The organism is Novosphingobium sp. ES2-1 (genome assembly GCF_015169775.1).
In the GTDB taxonomy this organism is placed as follows: Bacteria; Pseudomonadota; Alphaproteobacteria; order Sphingomonadales; family Sphingomonadaceae; genus Novosphingobium; species Novosphingobium subterraneum.
Window position 1 is genome coordinate 1,188,654 of record NZ_CP063445.1, and the last position, 24,835, is coordinate 1,213,488.

Here is a 24,835-nt window from a genome sequence, read left to right on the forward strand (position 1 = left end):
TCATCCCCGGTTTTCTCTTGCACCCGTCGCGCCCACGCGCAAAAGGGCGGGCACCATGACAGACGCAATCAGCACCGCCGCCCAGACCTCCAAGGCTTGGCCCTTCGAGGAAGCCCGCAAGCTCATAAAGCGGTTCCCCGGCGGCAAACGCGATGCGTCAGGCGAACTGGTCCCGGTTCTGTTCGAAACCGGTTATGGTCCTTCGGGCCTGCCGCACATCGGCACGTTCCAGGAAGTCCTGCGCACCACGCTGGTTCGCCGCGCCTATGAAGTGCTGACGGGAGGCCATCCCACACGCCTCGTCGCCTTTTCCGATGACATGGACGGCTTGCGCAAGGTGCCGGACAACGTGCCGAACAAGGCGCTGCTCGATGCCCATCTCGGCCATCCGCTCAGCCGCATCCCCGATCCGTTCGAGAAGTTCGAAAGCTTCGCGCACCACAACAACGCCATGCTGCGCGATTTCCTCGATCGCTTCGGCTTCGATTACGAGTTCGTCTCGGCTTCGGACCGCTACAATTCCGGCGCCTTCGACGACGCATTGAAGGGCGTGCTGCGCAACTGGCAGGCGATCATGGACATCATGCTCCCCACCTTGCGCGAGGAGCGCCGGAAGACCTATTCGCCGGTCCTGCCGGTCTCGCCGACCACCGGCGAAGTGCTGCAGGTGCCGGTCGAGGTGGTCGATGCCGAAGCCGGCATTGTCCGCTTCACCGACAGCAATGGCGAAACCATCGAGCACACCATCCTCGGCGGCTGGTCCAAGCTGCAGTGGAAGGTCGACTGGGCGATGCGCTGGGTCGCGCTTGGCGTCGATTACGAGATGTGCGGCAAGGACCTCACCGACAGCGTCACGCAGTCGGGCAAGATCGCCCGCGTGCTCGGCGGCCAGCGCCCCGAGGGCCTGATCTACGAACTCTTCCTTGATGAGAAGGGCGAGAAGATCTCCAAGTCCAAGGGCAACGGCCTGACCATCGAGCAGTGGCTCGAATACGGCAGTGAGGAGTCCCTGGGCTTTTACCTCTTCCGTGAGCCCAAGAGCGCCAAGTCGCTCCACGTCGGGATCATCCCCCGCGCGGTCGACGAATACTGGCAGTTCCGCGAAAAGATCCCGACCCAACCGATCGAACAGCAGCTCGGCAACCCGGTATGGCACCTGTTGCGCACCAACGGTCCGGCCGAGGGTGAGGGCGAAAAGCTCCCGGTCACGTACGGTCTGCTGCTCAACCTCGTCGGCGTATTGGGCGCGCAGGCCACGCGCGATCAGGTCTGGTCGTATCTTGGCAACTATGTCGAGAACGCCGATCCTGCAGCGCACCCCGCACTCGATGGCCTCGTCACCCGCGCTCTGGCCTACAACCGCGATTTCATCGCCCCGACTTTGCAGCGCCGCAAGCCGGAGGAGAACGAGGCAAAGGCTCTGGCAGCGCTCGACGAGGAACTCGCCGGTACGTCCGACGATGCCACCGCAGAGGAACTGCAGAACATCGTCTACGAGATCGGCAAGGACCCGCATTACGGGTTCGAGCAGCTCCGCGACTGGTTCAAGTGCCTCTATGAAACGCTTCTGGGCTCCAGCGCCGGACCGCGCATGGGCAGCTTCATTGCGCTCTACGGCGTCAGCAATACTCGCAAGCTGATCGCCGAAGCGCTCGGCGATTGATCAACGGGCAGCGCGGGTGCGTGCGATCCACCCGCGCACCTTGCCTTCCAGCACTTTCATCGGCAGCGCTCCACTCCCCAGCACCTGGTCGTGGAATGCGCGGATGTCGAACTTTCGGCCAAGCGCAGACTCTGCTTCCTTGCGCAGCCGCTGGATCGTAAGCGCCCCGATCTTGTACGATAGCGCTTGTCCCGGAATGGCAATGTAGCGGTCGACTTCCGCCTCGGCGTCGCTGCGGCCCATGCCCGAATTGGCAAGCATGTAATCTACCGCCTGCTCGCGGGTCCACCCCTTTGCGTGAAGGCCCGTATCCACCACCAGCCGCATCGCCCGCAGCATCTCGTCGTCCAAGGTGCCCCAATGCTGCATCGGGTCCTTGTAGAGACCCATCTCGAAACCCAGGGTTTCGGCGTAGAGCGCCCAGCCTTCGATGTAGGCGTTATTGCCGCCAAAGCGCTGGAAATCGGGCAGGGCCGTGTTCTCTTGGGCAAGGCTGATCTGGAAGTGATGGCCCGGCGCGCCTTCATGCAGGTAAAGTGTGGTCACGCCCGTCAGGTATCGGCTCTTGAGGTCGTAGGTGTTGAAGAAGAACGTGCCCGGCTGCACGCCGTCGGGCGTCCCTTGCGCATAGCTGCCACCTGCTTCGAACTTCGCGCGGTAGGCAGGGTAGGGCTGGATCTGCAGGGGCGTGCGCGGCAACTGCAGGAAATAGCGTGGAGCCAGAGCGTCAACCTTGCGACCGACCGCGCGAAAGCCCTCCGCGAGCTGTTGTTCGGTTCTGGGGTGGTAGCGCGGATTGGTTCGCAGATCGTCGAAGAACCCGCGCAAGGGACCGGTATAGCCCAGCTCCGTCTTGACCTGCTCCATCTCGGTCTGGATTCGCGACACTTCGCCCAGGCCCATTGCGTGAACGGTCTCGGGGTCGAGATCGAGCGTGGTATAGGCCCGAATCAGTTCGCGGTAGAGCGGGCCACCTCCCGGCAAGGCAGAGAGGCCCACCTGCTCGCGGGCTGCAGGGCGATAGTCATCCGCCAGAAACCGACGCAGCTTCCGATAGGCCGGGTAGATGTCGCGCCGTGTGACTGCATACAGATCCCTGCGCAGCCGCAGTTTCTCCGCGCTTGAAAAGGTGCTGGGAAAGCTGCGCGCCGGGCTGGTGAATGGCGATCGCTCGACCGGCTGGGCCAGCAGGGCATCGATCTGGGCGATCATGTTGTCCACCGTCAGCCTCGGCTCGGTCACTCCGCTTGCCATTCCCTCGCGGAAGCGCGCAGTAGCCTGATCAAAGACGCGCCCGAGCACGCGGTGCCGTGCGATCAGAAGCTCGTAATCGCGCGTCGTCTCCAGGGCGATGCCGCTGCCCGGAGATGACAGTTCGGGGTAGGAAACGTGGAAACCGCCAAAGTGGTTGAACGGGCGAACCTCGGTCAATGCCAGAAGGTCGGGTTGCAGCAGTGCGGCGTCTGCGCTTTTTGCATCGATCAGCACTTCGCGCGACAGGCGATGTGGCTCGTCCAGTTTGCTGGGGCTTATTTGCCGCAGCCGCGCCAGCAGTTGCGCATTTGCCTCGCGCCGCTCCCTGGCAAGTTCTGGCGAGAACAACTGCAGGAATGCCTCGACCGAAACGCGCTGGCCTTGCTGCAGGGCGCCAACAGGATCGAGCGCGAAGCCTTGCCGCATTTCATCGGCAAAGATCCGCTCAAGCTGGGCATTTTCCGGAAGACCGGATGATGCCTGCGGGCCATTGTCGATCTGCGCGGCGACAACGGAAGAACCTGTGGCAGCAGTGGCAGCATGGCTTGCGCCCGGCTGCAGCAAAGCGAGTGCAATCAGGCCGTGCCAGCCCCCCCATTTCAGTGCCACGGGCGCGACCTGTACCACTTGGTCAGGACATACTTCTTGCCGCGCACAACCGGCGTTCCGGCGTGCAGGGCATCAGGATTTGGTGTGCCGTCGGGCTTCATGTTGTTCCAGAGCAAGAGCGCACCCGGTTGCGGCGGGATGGAGAGGTTGACACGGGTGAAGTCGGTTGTCCCGCCTTCCTCCACGGCGTTGAGATACGCCATGGCCGTCCAACTACGCTGGCCGCCGCGTTTCTGTTCCGTATCCCAGAAGTGCTGCGAAGGCAGAAAGTGGTCATAGTGGCCACGAAACTCCTGTCCCGGTTCGTAGCGTTGCCCCTGGATCGTCTCGCCGAACGCGGGATCGATTCCGATCAGGTCGTCAATCCGGCGCTGCAGCATGAGGATGAAAGGGTCAAACGGATCCACGTCCCCGGTATAGCTGGTTCGGCCAGTCGCGTCCGTACCTTTGTAGGTGGGGGAGGGGCGCGCCACCTTGTCGACGATGGCGATCAGCCTTTCGCACTCTGCGGCCGAAAAGAAATCCGCCACGCCAAAGATCTCGAGCCCATCCACCGGTATACGATAGACGCCAGAGTCGTTTGCGAGACGCTTGCGGACTGTCTCTCCGATCGAACGCAGCGCCGAGGTCTCTGCATATGACTGACTCTTCTTTGAAAACAATCCCATATTGCACGATCTCATGTTGGAATCGGCTCGTCACCGCAATCCAGTTCCATTGATCCGAACCGGACTAATACTATGGATTTGGCGAAGCTTTCTGCAGTCCTTTGCGTTAACCAAACTTCCTTATGAGGTCATCTCGGGTCACCAATAGATCATGAACGCTGCCAGACCTTCAAGGGTCGGTATCTGCAAAGCCGCAATGCCACTTGTCGGCGCCGGGTGCCAGCACGCTCCTCGTGATTTCTTGTCGCTCGCATGGAGCATTGCTTGGACGCTTACGTAGATCCCAACGCCGAAATCCTTCGTCTTGCAAAGGCGCTCTACAACCTGCGTCGCAAACGTGACGAGGCAAGCGGGCGACCAGGCCTTTTCGCAGAGCCCGGCTGGGACATCCTTCTTGATCTGTTCATCGCCGACTGCCGCCGCACCGATATCCAGGTGTCGAGCGTCTGTCTCGATGCGGGAATTCCGTCGACGACTATCCTGCGCTGGATTGCTCGCCTTGAAGAGGAAGGGCTGATCTTTCGCGAACCGGATAGTACTGATGCCCGCCGCCGCTATGTGCGGCTGACGGGGCAAGGACGTGAAATGATGACAAACGTGCTGCGCGCGCTGGCGGAGTACAGCAGGGCCTGACCGCGCACGAAAAAGGCCCCCGCACCGTCTGGTGCAGGGGCCGGATGGGTTGCCCGACTTACCAGAAGAAGTCGTGGATCACGTCCACCACTTCGCCGGAATAGACATCGACCAGCAGCACGTCGTCCCAGTAACGCACCCAGCGATACGGACCGTATGCGGGGGGCAGGCGGTAAGCCCAGGGATCATTGATCCAGTAGTTCTGGCCATAGAAGCCAGAGTTCAGGAAAATGCCGATCGACAGGCGGCTGTAGTTGTACCCACGATAGGGCGAGTAGTACCGTGGCATCCGGTAGATCCCGCGGTTCACGCTGCGGTAGTGGTTCCAGTTGTAGCGGTTGTCCCGCCGCCAGTCATTGCTCCAGCGGCGATAGTCCCCGCGATAACTGTTGCGCCAGTTGTCGCCCCGGCGATCGTCGCGTCGCCAGTTGTCGCGGTTCCAGTCACGCCCGTCGCGATCACGGCTCCAGTTGCGCCCGTCCCGGTCACGGTCACGGTTCCAGTCACGACCGTCGCGGTTCCAATCCCGCCCGGCGTTCTGGTTGCCAGGGTTGGTCCCGTTCCACTGTCTGCCGTCCCAACCGCGCTGCGGCACGGCAGGCCTGCCCGCGTTCTGCGCCGGTGCCGGACGGTTCACGGTGCCCGATTGCCAGTCGCGGCCCTGCGAACGTCCCCAATCCCGCTGCGAACCCTCGGTCCGCCCCCGCCATGCGGGTCGTGACTGGTCAGGCCGTGATTGCTCTGGCCTTGCCTGCGCCTGGGGGTTGGACCCGCCCCAAGCCGGACGCTGAACCTGCGGTGCGGCGGGACGCTGCACTTGTGGTGCCTGCGGGCGTTGCGCCTGCTGGTTGCGAAAATCACCACCACCGCGCCAGTTGCCACCACCGCGGTTCTCACCGCCTCGATTTTCACCGCCGCGCTGCCAACCGCCACCACGCTCTTCGCGCTGTTGCTGCTGGGCGAATGCCGTGGATGGAATTGCTGTTGCGGTCATGGCCACAGCCAGTGCGTAAAGTGCACTGCTTCTGAAGATTGACTTGCCGGACATCGTGACCGACCCTTTCCCGATATGAAGAGCCGCGACACCCTTCGCAGCTTTAATACGATGGTAATAAACGATTCGCGCTGTCCGATGTCTGAACCGGGTTGGTAGCCTTTTGTTCAGGTTCGTATGGGGAAAGATGAATGGAGTTGACGCTCGATAGCGTTCTTGCCGATGCTACCGATCGCCTTGCCAAGGCTGCAAGGCAGCGCCGCAGTGCAATGCACACGCCCGTCGTCGGCACTGCTGATGGCGATCTCAGGATGATGGTCCTGCGCGAGGCGACACCGGACCTGACCCTGCGTTTCCACACCGACCTGCGCAGTCCCAAGTGCGCGCTGATCGGCAATTGCGCCCCGGTCAGCGTCCTTGCCTACGATCCCGAAACCCGCGTCCAGATCCGCATGCGCGGTGAAGGGCGGATCGAACATCGCGGTCCTGTCGCCGATGCCGCATGGCAGTGCGCCACCGCCTCGAGCCGTCGCTGTTACCTCGCCGGGGAAGGCCCGGGCGCCGTGCTGGAGGCCGCCGGGTCGACCATTCCCGAACACCTCCTGCACCGCGCGCCGACCATCGATGAAACCTTGCCCGGCCGCGGCAACTTCGCCGTCCTGCTGGTCGAAGTGCGCAGCCTTGATTGGTTGCACCTCACCCACGAAGGCGGCACCCGCGCCCGCTTCACCCGCCAAGACGCAGCCTCTCCGTGGCAAGCTGCGTGGCTCGCTCCCTAGAAAGCGCAAGATCGGGAACGACAAGACCCCGGCAGCGAGACATGAGGGCAGTGCATGAGACCCGGAAGGACGCGCATGAAGCCTGACCAACGCAGCCGCTACGCCACTCGCATCGAACGCGCCATTGCCCTGCTCGAACGCAGTCTCGCCACAGGCGAAGTGCCAAGCCTCGCGGACCTTGCAGCAGAAGCGGCGATGTCGGAATATCACTTTCACCGGATATTTCGCCTGATGACCGGCGAAGCTCCCGGTGCCGCCATTACCCGCGCACGCCTCGCCGGAAGCCTGCCCGCTCTGTCAGCGCAAGGCATCAGCGCCGCCACCGGGCAGAGCGGTTATGCCACCACGCAAGCCTATGCCCGCGCCCTGCGTGCCACGACGGGCCAGACTCCGTCTGCCCTCGGCAGTGACCCGCAAAGCCTCAGCAACACCGCCAAAGCCTTGGGCGAGCCCCGATCGGACCCGCAGAGCGCGCTGCGCATCGAGATCGTCGAACTCGCCCCGCTGCGCCTGCTCTCCGTCCGTAATGTCGGCGCCTATTCCGAACTGAACCGCGGCTTTGGACGGCTGTTCGAACTCGCGCTTGCCCAGTTGCGGCCGGAAAGCCTGCAGGCGATCTGGGGCATGCCGCACGACGATCCCCGCCACGCCGCACCCGAAGCCTGCCGCTTTACCTGCGCCCTCGATACCGGCGGTCTCGGCACACCCGGCGGCGACCTTGAAGAGCGCCAGATTCGGGGCGGCCCGCACCTCTCGTTCTTCGCTACCGGCGACTATGACGACCTGCATGGCCTGATCGACACGCTCTACGCAGAGCTGCTCGCGCGCGATCTGGAACTGGGTGAGGGACCTGTCCTGATCAACTACCTCGACGATGCCGACGAGGTCGCCCCGCCACACCAGCGCGCGCACGTCTATCTGCCACTGGCGCTCGATTGAGGGAGGAAACCATGAAGCTGCTCTTGTCCGCCTTCGCCGCCTTGCTGCTCACCCCGATCACCGCCGCGCCGCGCCGCCCGCAACATTGGCGGACGTCGCCTGGCTGCAGGGTTCTTGGGAAGGTGAGGGCATCGAAGGCGCACCCGCGCTCGAAGCCTATGCCCCGGCAGCTGGCGGGCAGATGGTCGGCCACTTTCGCCAGTTGAACAAGGACGGCACGGTGATGTTCTATGAACTCATCACCATCGTCGAAGAAGGCGGCTCGCTCGCCTGCCGTCTCAAGCACTTCAACGCCGATCTCACCGGCTGGGAGGAGAAGGGCAAGGTCGTCTCTTTCCCGCTGATCGAGCGCAAGGGCGACCGCCTCGATTTTTCCGGCCTAGTCTACGAACGCACCGGCAAGAACACCATGACCGCCTCGGTCACGGTCAAGGAAGGCGGCAAGACCGAAACCCTCACCTTCCGCTTCCGCCGCAAGGGCTGATCCCCTTGGTCGTCATCTTGTGCGGCAGGTCGGTGCATTCTCACCGTCATGCTGAACTTGTTTCAGCATCCATCCCTCGCCAAACACCGTCCGTGCGTGTGGCGAGATGGACCCTGATGCAAGTTCAGGGTGACGAAATAGGATGACGCCCCGCCCGCCAAGATGGCCAGCGGGGCGCGTCCATTACTGACAAAGAAGATCAGCGCGTCAGTTTCTTGTACGCCAACGCGGTCGGACGATCTGCCGCGTCACCCAGGCGGCGGCGCTTGTCTTCCTCATAGGCCGCGAAGTTGCCTTCGAACCATTCGACGTGGCTGTTGCCCTCGAACGCCAGGATGTGCGTTGCCAGACGGTCAAGGAAGAAGCGGTCGTGCGAAATGACCACCGCGCAACCGGCGAAGTTCTCGATCGCGTCTTCCAGTGCGGCCAGCGTTTCCACGTCAAGGTCGTTGGTCGGTTCGTCCAGCAGCAGCACGTTGCCGCCGGCCTTCAGCATCTTGGCCATGTGCACGCGGTTGCGCTCACCGCCCGAAAGCTTGCCGACGTTCTTCTGCTGGTCGGGACCCTTGAAGTTGAACGCGCCGACATAGGCGCGGGTCGACATGTCCTGACCGTTGACCTTCATGTAATCGAGGCCGTCCGAGATTTCCTGCCACACGTTGTTGGCGGGGTTCAGGTCGTCGCGGCTCTGGTCGACATAGCCGAGGTGGACGGTCGAGCCGATTTCCACCGTGCCGCTGTCGGGCGTTTCCTTGCCGGTCAGGATCTTGAACAGCGTGGACTTGCCCGCACCGTTCGGCCCGATCACGCCGACAATGCCACCGGGCGGCAGCATGAACGACAGGTCTTCGAACAGCAGCTTGTCGCCATAGGCCTTCGAGATGTTCTTCACCTCGATCACCTTGCCGCCAAGGCGCTCCGGCACCTGGATGACGATCTGGGCCTTGCCGACCGGACGGTTGTCCTGGGCGTTCTGCAGTTCCTCAAACTTGCGGATACGCGCCTTGGACTTGGTCTGCCGCGCGGCCGGGGTCTGGCGGATCCACTCGAGTTCGCGCTGCAGCGCCTTCTGCTTGCCGCTTTCCTCACGCTCTTCCTGGGCCATGCGCTTGGCCTTGGTTTCGAGGTAGGTCGAATAGTTGCCCTCGTAGGGGAAGTACTTTCCGCGGTCGAGTTCGAGGATCCAGCCCACAACGTTGTCGAGGAAGTAGCGGTCGTGGGTGATCATCAGCACCGCGCCGGCATAGTCCTTGAGGTGGTTTTCCAGCCATTCGACGGATTCAGCGTCAAGGTGGTTGGTCGGTTCGTCCAGCAGCAGGATCGAAGGCTTCTGGATCAGCAGGCGGGTCAGCGCGATGCGGCGCTTTTCACCGCCCGAAAGGCTCGCCACCGACCAGTCGCCGGGCGGGCATCGCAGCGCTTCCATCGCGATTTCGAGCTGGTTGTCGAGCGTCCAGCCATCCACCGCGTCGATCTTGTCCTGCAACTCGGCCATCTCGGCACCGAGCGCATCGAAGTCGGCATCTTCCTCGGCCATTTCCATGCCGATCTGGTTGAAGCGCTCGACCATGTCGGCGATCTCGCGCGCACCGTCCTTGACGTTCTCGAGCACGGTCTTGCTCTCGTCGAGCTGCGGTTCCTGCTCAAGGTAGCCGACGGTGATGTTTTCACCCGGCCAAGCTTCGCCGGTGAAGTCCTTGTCGATCCCGGCCATGATCTTGATCAGGGTGGATTTACCGGCACCGTTCGGGCCGACGATGCCGATCTTGGCACCCTGATAGAACTGCAGGTTGATATTGCTCAGCACCGGCTTCTGCGCGCCGGGGAAGGTCTTCGTCATGTCTTTCATGACGTAGGCGTATTGGGCAGCCATCTCGGGTCCTTGGGTAGAAGGCAAAAACTGTTGCGCGCCCTCTATCCGAGCGCGAAGGGTCGGGCAAGCGGGGCTTGTGCGACAAGGGCGGCGGGCAGGGCTTGGCAGGCGGTGGGGCGGGCGATAGCACGGTTGCATGAGAAACCATGCTCGCGCCCTTGCGCTCATCGCCACCCTTTCCGTCTCAACCGCTTATGCGCAGGATCCGAAAGGCGATGTCGCCTGGGACCTGCTCGCCGGGCTTACCAGCGAAGTCGGGCCGCGCATGCCCGGGTCCGAAGCCGAAGCGCGCGCCCGCGTCTGGGCCGAAGCGCGATTGAAGGCGCTGGGCTTCAGCAAGGTCGCGGTCGAGCCGTTCAAGATCCGCGGCTACGTGCGCGGTCGGGACGAAGGCAGCCTTCTCGCGCCGATCCCGTTCAAGCTTGCGATCACTGCACTGGGCTACAGCGGCACTACCCCGGAAAAGGGCATCGAAGGCGATGTCGTCTATTTCCCCACGCTCGATGCGCTGAAGGCGGCGCCGGCCGGCTCGCTCAGCGGCAAGATCGCCTTCATCGACCACGCGATGAAGCGCAACCAGGACGGCAGCGGTTATGGTCCCTACGGGCAGGTCCGCCGTGCGGGGCCAGCTATCGCCTCGGGCAAGGGCGCGATCGGCGTGGTGATCCGCTCCATCGGCACCGACAGTCACCGCAACCCCCATACCGGCGGCACCACGTTCCCCGATGGCGTCAAGCCGATCCCGGCAGGCGCGGTCTCCAATCCGGATGCCGACCTGATCGCCCGCATAGCGCGCAGCGGCAAGGCAATCCGCCTCAGTCTCACGCTCACCGGCAAGACCACCGACAATCTTCCCTCGGGCAACGTCATCGGCGATCTGCCGGGCCGCGATCCTTCGCTCCCGCCGATTCTGCTCGGCTGCCACCTCGATAGCTGGGATCTCGGCACCGGCGCGATTGACGACGCAGCGGGGTGCGCCATCATCACCGCTGCCGCCTTGAAGGCGCAGGAGGGCGGCGCGCCCTTGCGCACCATCCGCGTTCTCTGGGCAGGCTCGGAGGAACTCGGCGGCTTCGGCGGCAAGGCTTACGCGGAAAAGCACAGCGAACCCCACGCCCTCGCGATGGAGAGCGACTTCGGCGCCGCCCGCGTCTGGCGCGTCCAGTTCAACATGGCCGACAAGGCCCTGTCCGACCGCATCGCCGCTGCCTTGTCACCGATGGGTATCGTCCGTGGGAGCGGCAAGGCCGATGGCGGGACCGACGTCGAGCCGGTGATCGAAAAGCAGAAGCTCAGCGTGGTCGACCTGAACCAGGACGGCACCCATTACTTCGATCTTCATCACACGCCTGACGACACCCTGGACAAGGTCGATCCCGCCGAACTGGCGCAAAATGTCGCTGCCTGGGCCGAGGTCCTGAAGGTCGTCGCCAACGAAGCGGGACCGATCGCTGCGGCACCGTGATCGTGTATGGGCAAAGCCCCGCCCAGTGGGGCGTTTGCCTACACGAGTCAGGGGGGAGTTAGGGGTGAGTTGCGGTAGAGTTGGGGGAGAGTTGGAAACTGCCCTCAGCCCTCCGGAAACTCGACAATCGTCCTCACCCCGTTGCTGCCGTCGACAGTGATCGTGCCGCCGAGCTGGGTGGCAAAGCCCTTGGTGATGGCAGTGCCGAGGCCGCGATGGCGCGGGACGTCGGCGTGTTCCGGAGAAAGGCCGCGCCCGTTGTCTGCAATCGTCAGGCGCAGCCGCCCGTGACTGGCGGGTTCCAGCGTGAGACGAACCTCACCGGACGAACCTTCCGGAAAAGCGTGCTTTATCGAGTTGTTGAGCACTTCCGTGATGAGCAGCATCAGCGTCATCATACGGTCTACGGCAAGGGGTGCATCGACAGCGTTGATGATTACCTTGACGTCCTCGGCCCCGGCCACGTCCTGCGCCTGAGCCACGACATTTTCGATCTGTTCGGGCAGGGGAATCTCACGGGCCGCCGGATTGTAAAGTTGGCGATGCACGCGGCCCATCAGTTCGATGCGCTGGTCGGCGCTTTCAAGGACCGTGAGAGCGATTTCCGGCGTCCGCTCGATCTGTCGGCGCTGGATGCGCAGCATCGAGGAGACCGAGGCGAGGTTGTTCGCCACGCGGTGCTGAAGTTCCTGAAAAAGCAGGGTTTGCTGGTCTGCCATCGCGCTCAGCTGGCGCTGGCTTTCGACCAGCTGCTCCTGGCGCTGTTGCAGCCCGTCGATCAGAAGGACATCCACAATCACCACTGCTGCGAAGAATAGCAGCGCGGTCGCCACTGGAGCAGAGAGCACGAAAGTATTCGCTGGCGGAATGAAAAAATACCATGAAGACAACAGACTAAGCACGCCACAGAGCGCGCCGGGGCCGCGTCCGGCGACAAATGCGGTGACGATCACGGCGGGAAAGAACGTCAGGAACGGGAAGCCGGGAGGTAGAAGATTGTCGGCTGCCTGCCTGAGTATCGTGGCGATTATCGCAAGGCCAATCGCTACGGCGTAGCCGGACAGCTTACCGCGCAGGGGTCTGACAAGAGTTCGCGGAAATGCGGGCATATTAGCTCGACAAATGCCAGCGCTGGCGACGTATTGCAACGTAACATTTGCAACTTCTTGAAAAACAATGGCCCGGCATTCGATCGCCGGGCCACTAATTGTCTCGAGTATTTACTTTGGTTAAATGCGTTCGATAATGATCGCCGGTGCCATGCCGCCAGCAGCACACATCGTTACAAGGCCGTAGCGTCCGCCCGAACGTTCGAGTTCATCGAGAGCGGTGCCGATCAGGATCGAACCGGTTGCGCCGATCGGGTGGCCAAGCGCCATGGCGCCGCCGTTGATGTTCACCTTTTCGCGATCGAGTTCGAGGTCGCGGATGAATTTTTCGGCAACGACAGCAAAGGCTTCGTTGATTTCCCAGACGTCGATATCGTCCTTGGAAAGCCCGGCCTTGGCCAGCACCTTTTTGGCGGCAGGCACGGGCGCGTTCAGCATCAACGTCGGATCATCGCCCTGGTTGGCGTAAGCGACAATGCGGGCGCGCGGCTTGAGGCCGTGCTTTTCGGCATAGGTGGGCGAAACGATCAGCAGCGCCGCTGCGCCATCAACCACGCCCGAGGAGTTGCCCGCGTGATGGAAGTGCTGGATTTCCACGTCAGGATAACGGCGGTTGATCTGCTTGCGGAAAGACGTGCCGCCAAGATCGAAGTCGGCAAGGCCGGCAAAGCTCGGCTTCAGCGCGGCGAGGCCTTCGGCAGTTGTTTCGGGGCGCGGGAATTCCTCGCGGTCGAGCGCGACCGAACCGTCCTCGTTCAGGACCGGCACGACCGACTTGTTGAAGCGGCCTTCCTTGATCGCGCGGTCGGCGCGCTGCTGGCTGACGAGGGCAAGCGCGTCGAGCGCTTCGCGGCTGATGCCTTCGATGCTGGCGATGGCATCGCCACACACGCCCTGGTGCGATTGCGGATGCAAGGCGTCGAGCGCCAGGTTGCCTGAGCCCATGCCCAGTGGCTTGATGCCCGCATTGGCCTGTTCCGCTCCGTGCGCGGCGGTGAAGCTCATCATTTCGGTACCGCCGGCGATGACGCAGTCTTCCATCCCCGACATCACGGAGGCGCAGGCCAGGTTCACCGAGGTGATGCCGCCGCCGCAGAAGCGGTCAAGCGTCGTGCCCGACGCCTTGATGTCGTACCCCGCTGCCAGCGCCGCCATGCGGCCGAGGTCGCCGCCTTGCCTGCCGACCTGCGAGGAGGTTGACCAGATGATGTCGTCCACCGTCGCGGTATCGAGATTGTTGCGCTCCTTCAGGGCCTTGAGGACAGTCGCGGCGAGGTGCTGCGGGTGCAGGTGCGAAAGCGCGCCCTTGCCGGGCTTGCCGACCCCGCGCGGAGTGCGGACGGCATCGATGATATAGGCTTCGGGCATCGGGACTCTCTCCGTCAGTGGACTATTTAATCGAACGATTAACGCGCTCTGCCCGCTGGTGCAAGTCCCAAGGCCAAGTCTCGACAGCAGCGCTGCAACGTGCCAGCCTAGTGTCGATCCCTTCCACAAGAGGCCTCCGATGCTTCATCCCGACTTGCTCGAACAGGCGCGAGGCCTTTCCGATTCGATCGTCGCGCTGCGCCGTGCGATCCATGCCGAACCCGAACTCGGCCTGCACACGCCCAAGACCCGGGACAAGGTCCGCGCCGCGCTCGCTCATCTTCCACTGACATGGCGTGAGGGGCCATCGACGACCGGGCTGGTGGCCACGCTGAAAGGCAGGGCCGGACCTGGACGGCGTGTCCTCCTGCGCGGCGACATGGACGCGCTGCCCATGACCGAAGAGACCGGGCTCGAATTCTCCTCCACCATCCCGGGCGCAATGCACGCCTGCGGCCATGACACGCACACCGCCATGCTGGCAGGTGCCGCCGAACTGCTTTGCGCCCGGGCTGATGGCCTTGCAGGCGAGGTGCAGTTCATGTTTCAGCCGGGCGAGGAGGGATTCCACGGCGCTCGCTTCATGCTCGATGACGGGCTGATAGATCCGTTGCCCGATGCTGCCTTTGCCCTGCACATCATGCCCAATAGTCCGCATGGCCTTGTGGCCGGTCGGGCAGGGCCATTGCTTGCTTCGGCAGACCAGTTCGACATCGTCGTGCACGGCCGGGGCGGCCATGCCTCGATGCCGCACGATGCGCTCGATCCGGTGCCAGTGGCCTGTGAGATCGTCACCGCGCTCCAGACGGTCGTCACGAGGAAGTTCCCGGTGAGCGATCCCGTCGTCGCCACAGTCGCGAAAATCGAGGCGGGTACGGCCCACAACGTGATCGCCGACCGGGTCGCCATGCGCGGCACATTGCGCACGCTTTCTGCCACCAATCGCGCGCGCATCCATGAAGCATTGAAGCTGGTGGCGACGAACATCGCCGCGGCCCACGGAATGACGGCCGAGGTCGCGATCACGCCGGGGTTCCCTGTCACCGTATGCGATGGGCGCGCGGTTGACCTTGGCGAGAGGGTGGTTCGCGATCTAACCGGCGAGCATGGCTTTCACCGGCTGGACGCCCCGATCATGGGGGCGGAAGACTTTTCCTATGTGCTTGAAAAGGTGCCCGGAGCGATGTTCTTCCTTGGCGTGGCTCATGAAGGCGTAGACTGGCGCTCTTGCTGTTCGATCCACTCCACCAGAATGATGGTGGACGAAAGCGTGTTGCCGCTCGGCACTGCCATGCTGGCCGGATGCGCCGGGCGTTTTCTTGCTGAAGGATTTGCTGCTTGATCTGGTGGAATGGTGAGAAGCCCTCGCTCGAGCGACTGACGAAATTGGGCAGTTCCTCGATGCCGGCGCACCTTGGCATCGAGTTCCATGACTGTGGCGATGACTGGATTTCCGCGCGCATGCCGGTCGACCATCGCACGCATCAGCCTTTTGGCCGGTTGCACGGTGGCGCATCGGTTGCGCTGGCAGAAACGATCGGCTCGATGGCCGGAGCCATGGTGGTGGACCCTGAACGGTTCGCTTGCGTGGGGATGGAAATCAACGCCAACCACCTGCGACCGGTGCGCGACGGTTGGGTTTACGCGACTGCACGACCCGAGGCCTTGGGGCGTAGCACCCACGTCTGGTCCATCCGCATCGTCGATGAACTGGACAAGCTCGCTTGTATATCCCGGTTGACACTCGCCGTCATTCCGCTGGAACGAAAATGATGCCCATGAATTTAATGCTTTTTTCCGGAACCAAGCAGTAGGAACTGCATTTTCGGTGGCAGGTAGCCACTGATATGAACCGTAACACTTCAGATAACATCCCTGAGTCCGGCCCGATCGATCAGGCCCATACCGTGTTTGATCCAGCCGTGGCGCGTTTTCGTGCGCAACACCCCGAAGATACGTTCGACGGAGCATCTGGCGTTCTATTCGAGCAGGCGATGGCGCAGACGCGCATGGCGATCTGCCTGTGCGATCCGCATCAGGATGACATGCCCATCGTCTTTGCCAATCGGGCGTTCCGTCACCTCACCGGATATGAGGAAGACGAAATCGTCGGACGCAATTGCCGCTTCCTGCAGGGCCCGGAAAGCGATCGTGCCTCTCTGGTGCGGATCCGCAACGCGTTGGATCGCGAGGACGTAACGGTTGTCGAACTGCTGAACTACCGGAAGGACGGCAGCTCGTTCTGGAATGCCCTGCATCTGGGGCCGGTCTACGACGCCGAAGGAAAACTGGTCTATTTCTTCGGCAGCCAGTGGGATGTTTCCGACGTGCGCGCGGCGCGGGCCGACGAGTTGCACGCGCGCGAGCTGGCACGCGAACTGTCGCATCGCATGAAGAACATGTTTGCCGTGATCGGCGGCATCGTCAACTTCACCGGCAGGGTTCGCGGCATCGAGGTCGAAGCGCGGGAAATCAATGACAGAATCCAGGCGCTTGGCCGGGCTTACGAAACGACCCTCGATGATTCTCATCGCGGCACGGTCGAGGTTGGCCAGGCCATCCGTGCCGTCCTGGCGCCTTACGATCCGGATGGGACGCGCATCATTTTCGAGGGCAACGGGCTCAGGTCGGATTTTGCATCGGTCTCGGTGCTCGGACTGTCGCTTCACGAACTGGCGGTGAACGCCATCCGTTACGGCGCCCTCAGTCGGGATGACGGGCGCGTTACGGTCGGCTGGCAGCGCAATGGTTCTGCCGAGAGCCCGGCGATACGCATCGACTGGGTGGAACATGGGCGCGGAACCGACGCTTTGCTGCAAGAGGCGGCGGCAGGTTCGGTCGGGGTGGATGGTATCGTGGATCGCATGCTTGGCATGGCCAGGGGAGGAATTGTGAGAGAACTGAACAGCGAAGGGCTTCACGCCCGGCTCAGCATCCCCTTGCGGGATGCCGGCGAATGAGCGGGATGCATCACGCTTCGTCGGAGCCGTGCCGCGTTCTCGTGCTTGATGATGAACCGCTCATCCTGCTCGATCTGGAATTTGCGGTCGAAGATGCCGGGTGCAAGCCATTGACGGCACTCGATCTGATGGAGGCGCTCTCCATCGTCCAGAACAACGCGATTTCCGCAGCCATTCTCGACGTTTCGCTGGGCCAAGGGCAAACCTGCGAGCAGGTGGCACGGACGCTTGCGGCAATGGGCGTTCCTTACGTCCTTCACACCGGCGACCTTGATCGCATGGATGAAGCCGTCCGGCGGCTGGGCGGAACCCTGGTGCCCAAGCCGACACCGGCCGCAGTAGTTGTGGCGCGCGCGCTCGAACCGCTGGCCGTGCGGCAATAAAGGGCCAAACCCGCTACGGGTCACGAGGCATTGCCACGACGTGAAACGTCAGACGGACCCGCTTGCACGCTTGGGCAAAGCTGCCATTGCTGAGCGCAGGCAAGGACGGTGAAATGAGCGAGCAGGAACAGGCCAGGGTGCTGGCGATGGCCGGAATCCACAATTTCCGGGACTATGGCAACTATGCCGCGCGCGGTGGTCGGTTGCGCAAGGGCGTCCTGTGGCGCTCGGGTCAGCATAGCGAGGCAACGGCTGAGGATCTCGAGAAAGTCCACGCCTTGCAGATCGCCACCGTCATCGACCTGCGCGGTGATAGCGAGCGCGCTGCCAATCGCTGCCTCAGGCACCCCGAGTTCGAGGGCAGCGTGCTTTTCCATCCTGGCGAAACTGCAAGTGCGGCTGGGCGCGCGGTGCACGAAGAGATGGCGCGCGATGTGCGCACTGCCGACGATGCGCGAGAGGCCATGCTTGCTCTTTACGAAACGCTGCCATTCCGGCCTGTCCTGGTCGGGACCTACCGTCTGTACATGCACGCCTTGGCCGAACGCGAAACGCCGAGCCTGTTGCACTGTCTGGCCGGCAAGGACCGGACCGGCCTCGCCGCTGCGCTGGTCCACGATATGCTGGGCGTGCACCACGATGATATCGTGGCGGACTATCTGCTCACCAATACTGCGGGCAATGCCGAGGCGCGCATCGAAGCCGGGGCGCGGCATGTGCGCGAGGGTTTCGGCATATCGATGGATGATGCCGCGGTGCGCGTGCTGATGGGCGTCGAGGCGCAATTTCTCGAGCGCGCGTTCGCAGCGATCCGGGAACGCCACGGCAGCATGGAGGCCTATGCGCGGGAGGTGCTCGGCGTGACACCGCAGGTGCTCGCCGCGATCGAAGCCAACCTCGTCGAATAAAGAAAATCTGTCGGATAGCTGCGGAAAAAGCGGGGGGCGCGGACTGGCTTTTGCGCCCTGCGCTGCTTATCTCGCTGGCGACTGGAGGACTTTTCCCATGGCGACCACGCACAAGACCCGCATGCTCATCATCGGTTCCGGCCCGGCCGGGCTTTCCGCCGCGATCTATGGCGCGCGCGCGGGGATGCAGCCGATCGTGGTGCAGGGGCTGCAGCCCGGCGGCCAGCTGACCATCACCACCGATGTCGAGAACTACCCGGGGTTTCGCGACGTGATCCAGGGCCCGTGGCTGATGCAGGAAATGCAGGCCCAGGCCGAACATGTTGGCACGCGGATGATGTGGGACACGATCCTTGAAGTCAGCCTGGATGGCAGCCCGTTCCGCGCCGTCGGCGACAGCGGCGACATCTATGAGGGCGACGTGCTTGTCATCGCCACGGGCGCGCAGGCCAAGTGGCTCGGCGTTCCGGGCGAGCAGGAATTTTCGGGCAAGGGCGTGTCAGCTTGCGCCACCTGCGACGGGTTCTTCTATCGCGGCAAGAAGGTCGTGGTGATCGGCGGTGGCAACACTGCCGTCGAGGAAGCGCTGTACCTTACCAACCATTCGCCCGACGTGACGTTGATCCACCGCCGCGATTCCCTGCGCGCCGAGAAGATCCTGCAGGACCGTCTGTTCGCTCACCCCAACGTCAAGGTGCTGTGGAACCAGAAGGTCGACAGCTTCATCGGCGAGGCGGGCAAGGGCCTGGCCGGCGTGAAGGTGATCGACACCGTGACTGGCGCGGAAAGCGTCGTCGAGACCGATGGCGCTTTCGTGGCAATCGGCCATGCCCCGGCGACCGAACTGTTCAAGGGCAAGCTCGAACTCGATGAGAGCGGCTACATCGTGGTGGAACCCGGCACGCCGAAGACCGCGATTCCCGGCGTTTTCGCCTGCGGCGACGTCATGGACCACACCTATCGCCAGGCCGTGACGGCGGCCGGGACCGGCTGCATGGCCGCGCTAGATTCCGAACGCTTCCTTGCCGAGCTGGACTTCAAGGCCGCTCAGGCGGAAGTCGCAGCAGTTTAGGGCCCAAGCACCTCGATCAGCCGCGCGTGAAGCCATTCGCGCGCGGCTTCGTCTGAAAAGCTGTGGGACGCGCTGTCGATGCGCTGGATGCGCAAGTCGGCGCTGTCCCAGACTTCGCTGAACATCTGCGCCGTCCGGTCGCGGCTGGCGAGCAGGATCGTTGCGGCGCCGCTGAAAGCCGCAAGGCCTGTCCTCATCTCCTCGACAAGGCCCGCTGGAGCAGGCGTCGGCGATGCCGCGCTGCGTAGCCCTCTGGCGAGCTTTGCGAGGTTCACCCCTCCGGTCAGCAGCCGCCAGACCTCGCGCGGGTTGGCGAGCTTGGCGAGATAACGGCTGCGGATAGCCGAGGCGGGCATGGCGTTTGGGGCTTCCTCGCCATCTATCGTCCAAGGGTTGGCGAGCACGAGAGCATCGATCGGCAGCGCAGGCGCGTTCAGCATCAGCGCTGCGGCCGCATCGCAATTGCCGAACGCGACGATGCGGGCAACATGCGGTGCTGCGGCGCGAAATGCGGCGAGGGCTGCTGCAATATCCGGCCCGGAGTGGCGGAACGAAAGATTCTCGCCCTCACTGTCGCCGACGCCGCGTCGGTCGTAGCGGAACACCGGATAGCCCTCGCTGGCGATGCGAGCGGCCAGTTGCGCCTGTCCGCTCCAGGCGCCCGCGCGCAGTTCATTGCCGCCGGAGACGATCAGCAGACCGGTCGAGTGACTCGCGGCCTCGCGGTCAAGCGTGCCGATAAGCGTCGCCCCATCGCACGTGAAGGTGAGGTGGCGCCTGGTCATGCGTCGATCTCGGACAGGATCACGCGGACGAGGGCGGCGGACTGTTCGGGCGCCGCCGCTGGTTCTGCCCGCAGCCACAAGCCGCCACCGCCAAGCTGGCCCTGCGCAATGAGGTGGTGCCCCTCGATTTGTGGCAAGGCATTCTCCAGCCCGGCAATCAGCGACGCACCGCAGCGCCATCCGGCAAGTTCCAGCCCTTCGCTGCGGCCAAGTTCGAGCAGCGCCGCACTGTCCTCCTGCACACCGGCTTCGCGTGAGGCGATCACGCGGGCGCGGATCATCTGGCGCAGGATCGCCGCACCCTTTGCAGGTTCGAGCGCCCAGCCCGGCAGCGCGTTGGGAAACACCAGAGCGCCACCACGCACCGCCAGCACGTCGGTCGCCCGGAAGTGGCGTGACACCAGCTGCATCGCGCTGCGCCAACCGTGGAGGCTCTGCGCCTCGAACTGCTGCAGGCTTTCGTGGCAACCTGGCAGGTCGGGCAGGAAGCTGTCGATTCCTGCGTCATCCAGCAGGCGCATGGCATCGACCAGCATCCGCCGCATGCGGTTGGCTTCGTCGAACAAAGGCGGGACGATCAGCAGGCGTTTTTCACGGCCGCGATCGAAGGCAAGCGCATACTCCTCGCTCTGGCCTTCGGGGCCGGGGCAAGGCCAGCGCGCGATCACGCCGTGACTTTGGCTTCCAGGAACGATCGCAGGTTGCCGAAGGTCTCCAGCAGTTCGCCATCGACCTCGTCGTCCTCGATCACGATGTCGAGCCGGTCCTCGATCTCGGTGAGCAGGCCGGCCACGGCCATCGAATCAAGCTCGGGCAGTTCCCCGAACAGGCCGGTCGAGGCATCGAAAGCGGCCACGCGCTCGGCCGAAAGGCCAAGAACGTCCTTGAGGATCGCGCGCAGGGTGCTGTCGGTGTCGCTCATCAGTGTCCAGCTGCCGTTATCAGTTTCATCGGGCCCTTAACCATGGCGGTTCCTGGAGACAAGGGGGCGCAGTGTTCGTGCGGCAAGCGCACGGACCAGCGAGGGCCAGTGACGGATGGCGTTCTTGCGCCATGCCCGCACGCGCCAGCGGATCCGCACATCTTCCATCCAGTCGCGCTTGTAGGGATCATCGCCAGTGCCGAAATCGATTAGCGTGACAGCATCGCGGTCAATTACATGCTCGAACATTGCCGCGCTGAGCAGCGTTCCCGGCGATTGCTTGCGGAAGCGTTCATCATGCGCAAGCTTGTGAATGAAAGCGGTGCCGCCCTCGACAGTCCAGAACTGCGCGGCGACTGGTTGGCCATCCACCTTGGCAATGCCAAGGCGCAAGCGGCCGGCCTTGCCCTCCATTTCGGCCCATGCCCGAAGGAAATCGGGCGATCCTTCGCCGGGCTTCCAGCTCAGCTTGTAGACCGTCTCGTAAGCGTCCCAATCGGCTTGGGAAAATTGCGTTGCGAGCCGCAGCGTGACTTCGCCTTTCCGGCTCTTGCGCCGGAAGGTTTCGCGCAATGCCCCGGGGCGATCTACCCAGTATTGGGCAAAGCTCCGTCCGTTCACGGCAAGCACGTGGTTGCTGTCGCAGGGCTCGGCGAGCGCGATCCAGCCAGCCTTGCGGAATGCGGAAGCAAGGGCTGTGGCGTCGTCCTCCGGCAAAGGAGCAAACATCGCCCGGTTATGGGGAAGGCTTCGCACGATCTCTGAGAGATGTCTTCCATCACCCAGAAAACGCACGAAAAAACTGTACCATTTGGCAAGCGTTGCAATCTGCCCATGGTCTTCCAGCCAAGGCATGGCGGTGCATCCCTGCTCGTCCGCGGCAATGGTGACCCGCGCTTTCGCCTCGTCGAGGCAATGCGCTGCGAGCAGGGCAAGCCAGTCGAGCCGCTCAAACGGCGAAGCGCCCTGAGCCGCGATAACGCGCGGGTCCGCTTGCGCTTCCTTAAGACTGGCGTGATAGACGTCCAACGCTCTTGCCATTCCCTATCGAGACCCGAGTGCCACAAACGCCCGATCCCACCGTGTATCCGCTCGACCACCTTGCCTTGCGCGGCGGGCGTGATGCCCCTGCACTGGTGCTCAAGGACCGCACGCTTAGCCATGAAGCGTTAAATGCACGTGTAGGAACCCTTGCGAAGTGGTTGAAATCGCGCGTCGGCGAACCCGGTGGCCGGGTGGCGACCTGGCTGCCCAAGACCGAGCTTGCCTGCCTGATGCCACTGGCTGCGGTACGGGCAGGGCTGGTCCACGTACCGATCAACCCGCTGCTCAAGCGCGCACAGGCGGCGCACATCCTGGCCGACAGCGGGGCCGCGCTGCTGATTTCGAACAAGGGCCGCCTCGATACGCTGGAGGAGGGCGACGCACCTTGCCGGGCGATTGAGGAGGCTGCTGTATGGGCCGAAGCGGAGGCCGAAGGTGGCACACTTCCGCCGTCTGATGCAGGGCCGGACAGCCTTGCCGCCATTCTCTATACCAGTGGCTCTACCGGGCGTCCGAAGGGAGTGATGCTCAGCCAGGCCAATCTTTGGCTGGGGGCCGTCAGCGTTGCGCATTACCTGCGGATCGCGCCACAGGACCGCGTGCTTGCCGTACTCCCGCTCGCATTCGACTATGGTCAGAATCAGCTGCTGTCCACGTGGTACGCCGGGGGCAGCGTGGTACCGCTGGATTACCTCACGCCGCGCGATGTGGTAAAAGCAGTTGCCCGGCATGGCATCACCACAATCGCTGCAGTGCCGCCGCTCTGGCTGCAACTGGTGGAACTGGAATGGCCGCAGGACGCCGCGCAATCGCTCAACCGACTGACAAACAGCGGCGGCGCCTTGACGCCATCGCTGGTCCGCGCGCTGCGGACAAAATTCCCGGCGGCCGACCTCTATCCCATGTACGGGCTGACCGAGGCCTTCCGGTCGACCTACCTCGATCCCGCGCTGGTCGACGAGCACCCCACCTCGATCGGTAGTGCCATTCCCTTTGCAGAAGTTCTTGTCATCAATGACTTGGGCGAAGAAGCTCAAGCCGAGGAAGAAGGTGAACTGGTCCACGCAGGGCCGCTGGTTGCGCAAGGATACTGGCAGGACGCAGAGCGCACGGCGGAGCGGTTCAGGCCTGCGCCGGCGTTCTCGAAGCTTGGCGGCATGGCCGTCTGGTCGGGGGACCGGGTGAAGCGCGATGCGCAAGGGTTGCTGCATTTCGTCGGCAGGCGTGACGCCATGATCAAGACCAGCGGCAATCGAGTCAGCCCGCAGGAAGTGGAAGAAGCGGCAGTTGCGACAGGCATCGTTGCCGAGGCGGTAGCGCTGGGATTGCCTGATCCGCAACTGGGGCAAGCGATCCATCTCGTGGCGCGAGCGATGCTCGGTGCCGACAAGGACGGCCTGGTTCCTGCCCTGACCCGCGTCTTGCCGAATTTCATGGTGCCGCGCCACGTCCATTGGCGGGAGATCATGCCCGTGAGTTCCAATGGCAAGCTTGACCGGGTTGCGCTGGCTGCAGAACTGGCCGAGGAGACGCAGGCATGAAGCCGCTCGGCCCTATTCCATCGGGTTACACCGCCATCGACGGTGTCCTGGCAATCGCCGGGCGCAAGGCGACCGAACTTGTTGCGGAAGCGGGCGTAACGCCCCTGTTCGTATATTCGCGCGATCTTCTGACGGCGCGGGTGGCGGCATTGCGCGCCGCGATGCCGGAACGGCTTTCCATCCATTATGCAGTCAAGGCAAACCCTTACGGGCCATTGCTCAAGCATATGCTCGGGCTGGTGGATGGTTTCGATATCGCCTCAGGCGGCGAACTATCCATCGTCCGCGCGGCGGGCGTTGACCCGGCCCGGGTCAGCTTCGCGGGCCCCGGCAAGCGCGACGCGGAGCTTGAGGCAGCGATTGCGACGGGAGCAACCCTGAACCTCGAATCCGAGGGGGAAGCCAGCCGCGCTCTGGCCATTGCCGAACGAGTGGGCGTTCGTCCCCGGCTTGCCATTCGGGTCAATCCGGATTTCGACCTCAAAGGGTCGGGCATGAAGATGGGCGGCGGGGCCAAGCCCTTCGGCATCGATGCGGAACGCGTACCGGCGCTCGCGCGCAAGTTGCTTGCTGCAGGAGCGGACTGGCAGGGTTTCCATATCTTTGCCGGAAGCCAGGCGCTTTCAGCCGACGCGATCATCGAGACTCAGGGCCAGACCCTGGCACTGGCGGCGCGCCTTGCCGAGGAAACCGGGGTTCCTCTGCCGAAGTGCAATCTCGGCGGCGGGTTCGGTATTCCCTATTTCCCGGGGGATGAACCGGTCGACATCTGCGCGGTCGGCGCGGCCTTGGCCGAGCGCTTTGCCGATCTGCCCGAAGTTCTGCGCGACACGGCCTTCTGCATCGAGCTTGGCCGCTATCTCGTTGGCGAAGCAGGCGTTTATCTTGCGACCGTGGTGGATCGCAAGGAGAGCCATGGCGAGATCTACCTCGTCACCGATGGCGGCCTGCATCACCAGCTAGCCGCCTCGGGCAACTTCGGCACAGTGGTCAGGCGCAATTATCCCAGTGCCATCGCCACGCGCTTCGACGGGCCGGTAGAGGAGGAGGCGAGCATTGTCGGATGCCTGTGCACTCCGCTCGATCGGCTGGCCGACAAGGGTGGTTTCCCGCGGGCTGATGCCGGCGATATCGTCGCCATTTTCTGCGCCGGTGCCTATGGAGCGAGCGCCAGCCCGGCGATGTTCCTTGGCCAGGGGCCGGCCGCGGAAATGCTTGTCTGACAAGAGCATAGGTTCCGGCTGTTAACGGATGACTCCGCGCCAGTCCCGTTACGGGACGGCGGCGAATGGGCGCTTGGCGTCACGCCTTCAAGCAATCAAGGCTAACGCAATCTTCACCCTTTTTGGCGATAGCCAGCGGTGATTTGCGGACCTGCGCAT

At 63.5% G+C, this 24,835-nt stretch carries 24 protein-coding genes; 14 read left to right on the forward strand and 10 right to left on the reverse strand.

All coding sequences use genetic code 11. From position 1 onward, the window contains the following. Positions 1 to 55: 55 nt before the first annotated feature. Positions 56 to 1,663 (forward strand): lysine--tRNA ligase, encoded by a 1,608-nt coding sequence (locus tag IM701_RS05645; RefSeq protein ID WP_193828039.1) that lies wholly within the window; start codon positions 56 to 58, stop codon positions 1,661 to 1,663. On the opposite strand, the gene IM701_RS05650 is transcribed toward IM701_RS05645, so the two are convergent. Continuing rightward, the gene (locus IM701_RS05650; protein WP_193828040.1) at positions 1,664 to 3,526 is read right to left on the reverse strand and encodes a DUF885 family protein; all 1,863 of its coding nucleotides are present in this window, start codon (positions 3,524 to 3,526) and stop codon (positions 1,664 to 1,666) included. Then, positions 3,517 to 4,194: a 2OG-Fe(II) oxygenase gene (locus IM701_RS05655; RefSeq protein WP_193828041.1), complete on the reverse strand. Its 678-nt coding sequence runs from the start codon at positions 4,192 to 4,194 to the stop codon at positions 3,517 to 3,519. The genes IM701_RS05650 and IM701_RS05655 overlap by 10 nt, the downstream gene beginning before the upstream one ends. Positions 4,195 to 4,458: 264 nt before the next feature. On the opposite strand from IM701_RS05655, the gene IM701_RS05660 reads away from it, so the two are divergent. Then, entirely contained in the window at positions 4,459 to 4,827 is a 369-nt protein-coding gene (locus IM701_RS05660; protein ID WP_039331512.1) for a MarR family transcriptional regulator, read from the forward strand. A gap of 58 nt (positions 4,828 to 4,885) precedes the next feature. Here the strand turns inward: IM701_RS05660 and IM701_RS05665 are convergent, their stop codons facing one another. Next, entirely contained in the window at positions 4,886 to 5,821 is a 936-nt protein-coding gene (locus IM701_RS05665) for an RcnB family protein (protein WP_039331511.1), read from the reverse strand. 191 nt (positions 5,822 to 6,012) lie between these two features. On the opposite strand from IM701_RS05665, the gene IM701_RS05670 reads away from it, so the two are divergent. The 3 genes from IM701_RS05670 to IM701_RS05680 all read left to right on the forward strand — a co-directional run bounded on the left by IM701_RS05670 (position 6,013) and on the right by IM701_RS05680 (position 8,023). After that, positions 6,013 to 6,600: a flavin-binding protein gene (locus tag IM701_RS05670; protein WP_193828042.1), complete on the forward strand. Its 588-nt coding sequence runs from the start codon at positions 6,013 to 6,015 to the stop codon at positions 6,598 to 6,600. A gap of 75 nt (positions 6,601 to 6,675) precedes the next feature. Continuing rightward, positions 6,676 to 7,539, forward strand: coding sequence for a GyrI-like domain-containing protein (locus tag IM701_RS05675; RefSeq protein ID WP_193828043.1), 864 nt, complete (start codon positions 6,676 to 6,678; stop codon positions 7,537 to 7,539). 85 nt (positions 7,540 to 7,624) lie between these two features. Next, a complete protein-coding gene (locus tag IM701_RS05680) occupies positions 7,625 to 8,023 on the forward strand; it encodes a DUF6265 family protein (protein WP_193828044.1) in 399 nt (132 codons plus the stop codon). A 199-nt stretch (positions 8,024 to 8,222) separates the two neighbouring features. Here the strand turns inward: IM701_RS05680 and ettA are convergent, their stop codons facing one another. After that, positions 8,223 to 9,896, reverse strand: a complete 1,674-nt coding sequence (gene ettA, locus IM701_RS05685) for an energy-dependent translational throttle protein EttA (protein WP_039331432.1) — start codon at positions 9,894 to 9,896, stop codon at positions 8,223 to 8,225. Between the two features lie 136 nt (positions 9,897 to 10,032). On the opposite strand from ettA, the gene IM701_RS05690 reads away from it, so the two are divergent. Then, on the forward strand, positions 10,033 to 11,361 hold the full coding sequence (locus IM701_RS05690) for a M28 family peptidase (RefSeq protein ID WP_193828045.1): 1,329 nt from the start codon (positions 10,033 to 10,035) through the stop codon (positions 11,359 to 11,361). Between the two features lie 104 nt (positions 11,362 to 11,465). On the opposite strand, the gene IM701_RS05695 is transcribed toward IM701_RS05690, so the two are convergent. Both IM701_RS05695 and IM701_RS05700 read right to left on the reverse strand, forming a co-directional pair. Continuing rightward, positions 11,466 to 12,470: a sensor histidine kinase gene (locus IM701_RS05695; RefSeq protein ID WP_082734678.1), complete on the reverse strand. Its 1,005-nt coding sequence runs from the start codon at positions 12,468 to 12,470 to the stop codon at positions 11,466 to 11,468. Positions 12,471 to 12,590: 120 nt separating this feature from the next. Further along, positions 12,591 to 13,838 (reverse strand): acetyl-CoA C-acetyltransferase, encoded by a 1,248-nt coding sequence (locus IM701_RS05700; protein ID WP_193828046.1) that lies wholly within the window; start codon positions 13,836 to 13,838, stop codon positions 12,591 to 12,593. A 139-nt stretch (positions 13,839 to 13,977) separates the two neighbouring features. On the opposite strand from IM701_RS05700, the gene IM701_RS05705 reads away from it, so the two are divergent. The 6 genes from IM701_RS05705 (at position 13,978) to trxB (ending at position 19,161) form a co-directional block, all read left to right on the forward strand. After that, a complete protein-coding gene (locus IM701_RS05705) occupies positions 13,978 to 15,180 on the forward strand; it encodes a M20 family metallopeptidase (protein ID WP_193828047.1) in 1,203 nt (400 codons plus the stop codon). Continuing rightward, a complete protein-coding gene (locus IM701_RS05710) occupies positions 15,177 to 15,611 on the forward strand; it encodes a hotdog fold thioesterase (protein ID WP_193828048.1) in 435 nt (144 codons plus the stop codon). The genes IM701_RS05705 and IM701_RS05710 overlap by 4 nt, the downstream gene beginning before the upstream one ends. Before the next feature lie 74 nt (positions 15,612 to 15,685). Then, entirely contained in the window at positions 15,686 to 16,798 is a 1,113-nt protein-coding gene (locus IM701_RS05715) for a PAS domain-containing protein (protein ID WP_193828049.1), read from the forward strand. Beyond that, positions 16,795 to 17,181: a response regulator gene (locus IM701_RS05720; RefSeq protein ID WP_118074107.1), complete on the forward strand. Its 387-nt coding sequence runs from the start codon at positions 16,795 to 16,797 to the stop codon at positions 17,179 to 17,181. Before IM701_RS05715 ends, IM701_RS05720 begins: the two co-directional genes overlap by 4 nt. A gap of 113 nt (positions 17,182 to 17,294) precedes the next feature. Further along, positions 17,295 to 18,089, forward strand: a complete 795-nt coding sequence (locus IM701_RS05725) for a tyrosine-protein phosphatase (RefSeq protein ID WP_193828050.1) — start codon at positions 17,295 to 17,297, stop codon at positions 18,087 to 18,089. 97 nt (positions 18,090 to 18,186) lie between these two features. Next, positions 18,187 to 19,161 (forward strand): thioredoxin-disulfide reductase, encoded by a 975-nt coding sequence (gene trxB, locus IM701_RS05730; RefSeq protein ID WP_193828051.1) that lies wholly within the window; start codon positions 18,187 to 18,189, stop codon positions 19,159 to 19,161. Here the strand turns inward: trxB and IM701_RS05735 are convergent. The 4 genes from IM701_RS05735 to IM701_RS05750 are packed head-to-tail and all read right to left on the reverse strand — an operon-like array spanning position 19,158 to position 21,909. Beyond that, a complete protein-coding gene (locus tag IM701_RS05735; protein WP_193828052.1) occupies positions 19,158 to 19,946 on the reverse strand; it encodes a hydrolase 1, exosortase A system-associated in 789 nt (262 codons plus the stop codon). The two genes, trxB and IM701_RS05735, sit on opposite strands and share 4 nt — an antisense overlap. Then, positions 19,943 to 20,614, reverse strand: a complete 672-nt coding sequence (locus tag IM701_RS05740) for a hypothetical protein (protein ID WP_193828053.1) — start codon at positions 20,612 to 20,614, stop codon at positions 19,943 to 19,945. Before IM701_RS05740 ends, IM701_RS05735 begins: the two co-directional genes overlap by 4 nt. Next, entirely contained in the window at positions 20,611 to 20,868 is a 258-nt protein-coding gene (locus IM701_RS05745; protein ID WP_039331417.1) for an acyl carrier protein, read from the reverse strand. Before IM701_RS05745 ends, IM701_RS05740 begins: the two co-directional genes overlap by 4 nt. A 36-nt stretch (positions 20,869 to 20,904) precedes the next feature. Next, positions 20,905 to 21,909, reverse strand: a complete 1,005-nt coding sequence (locus IM701_RS05750) for a GNAT family N-acetyltransferase (protein WP_193828054.1) — start codon at positions 21,907 to 21,909, stop codon at positions 20,905 to 20,907. A 17-nt stretch (positions 21,910 to 21,926) separates the two neighbouring features. Here IM701_RS05750 and IM701_RS05755 point away from each other — a divergent pair, with 17 nt between their 5' ends. Next, positions 21,927 to 23,453, forward strand: a complete 1,527-nt coding sequence (locus IM701_RS05755; RefSeq protein ID WP_193828055.1) for an acyl-CoA ligase (AMP-forming), exosortase A system-associated — start codon at positions 21,927 to 21,929, stop codon at positions 23,451 to 23,453. Next, positions 23,450 to 24,676 carry a pyridoxal-dependent decarboxylase, exosortase A system-associated gene (locus tag IM701_RS05760; RefSeq protein ID WP_193828056.1) on the forward strand — a complete coding sequence of 409 codons (1,227 nt, stop codon included), beginning with the start codon at positions 23,450 to 23,452 and terminating at the stop codon, positions 24,674 to 24,676. Before IM701_RS05755 ends, IM701_RS05760 begins: the two co-directional genes overlap by 4 nt. Positions 24,677 to 24,835 lie beyond the last annotated feature (159 nt).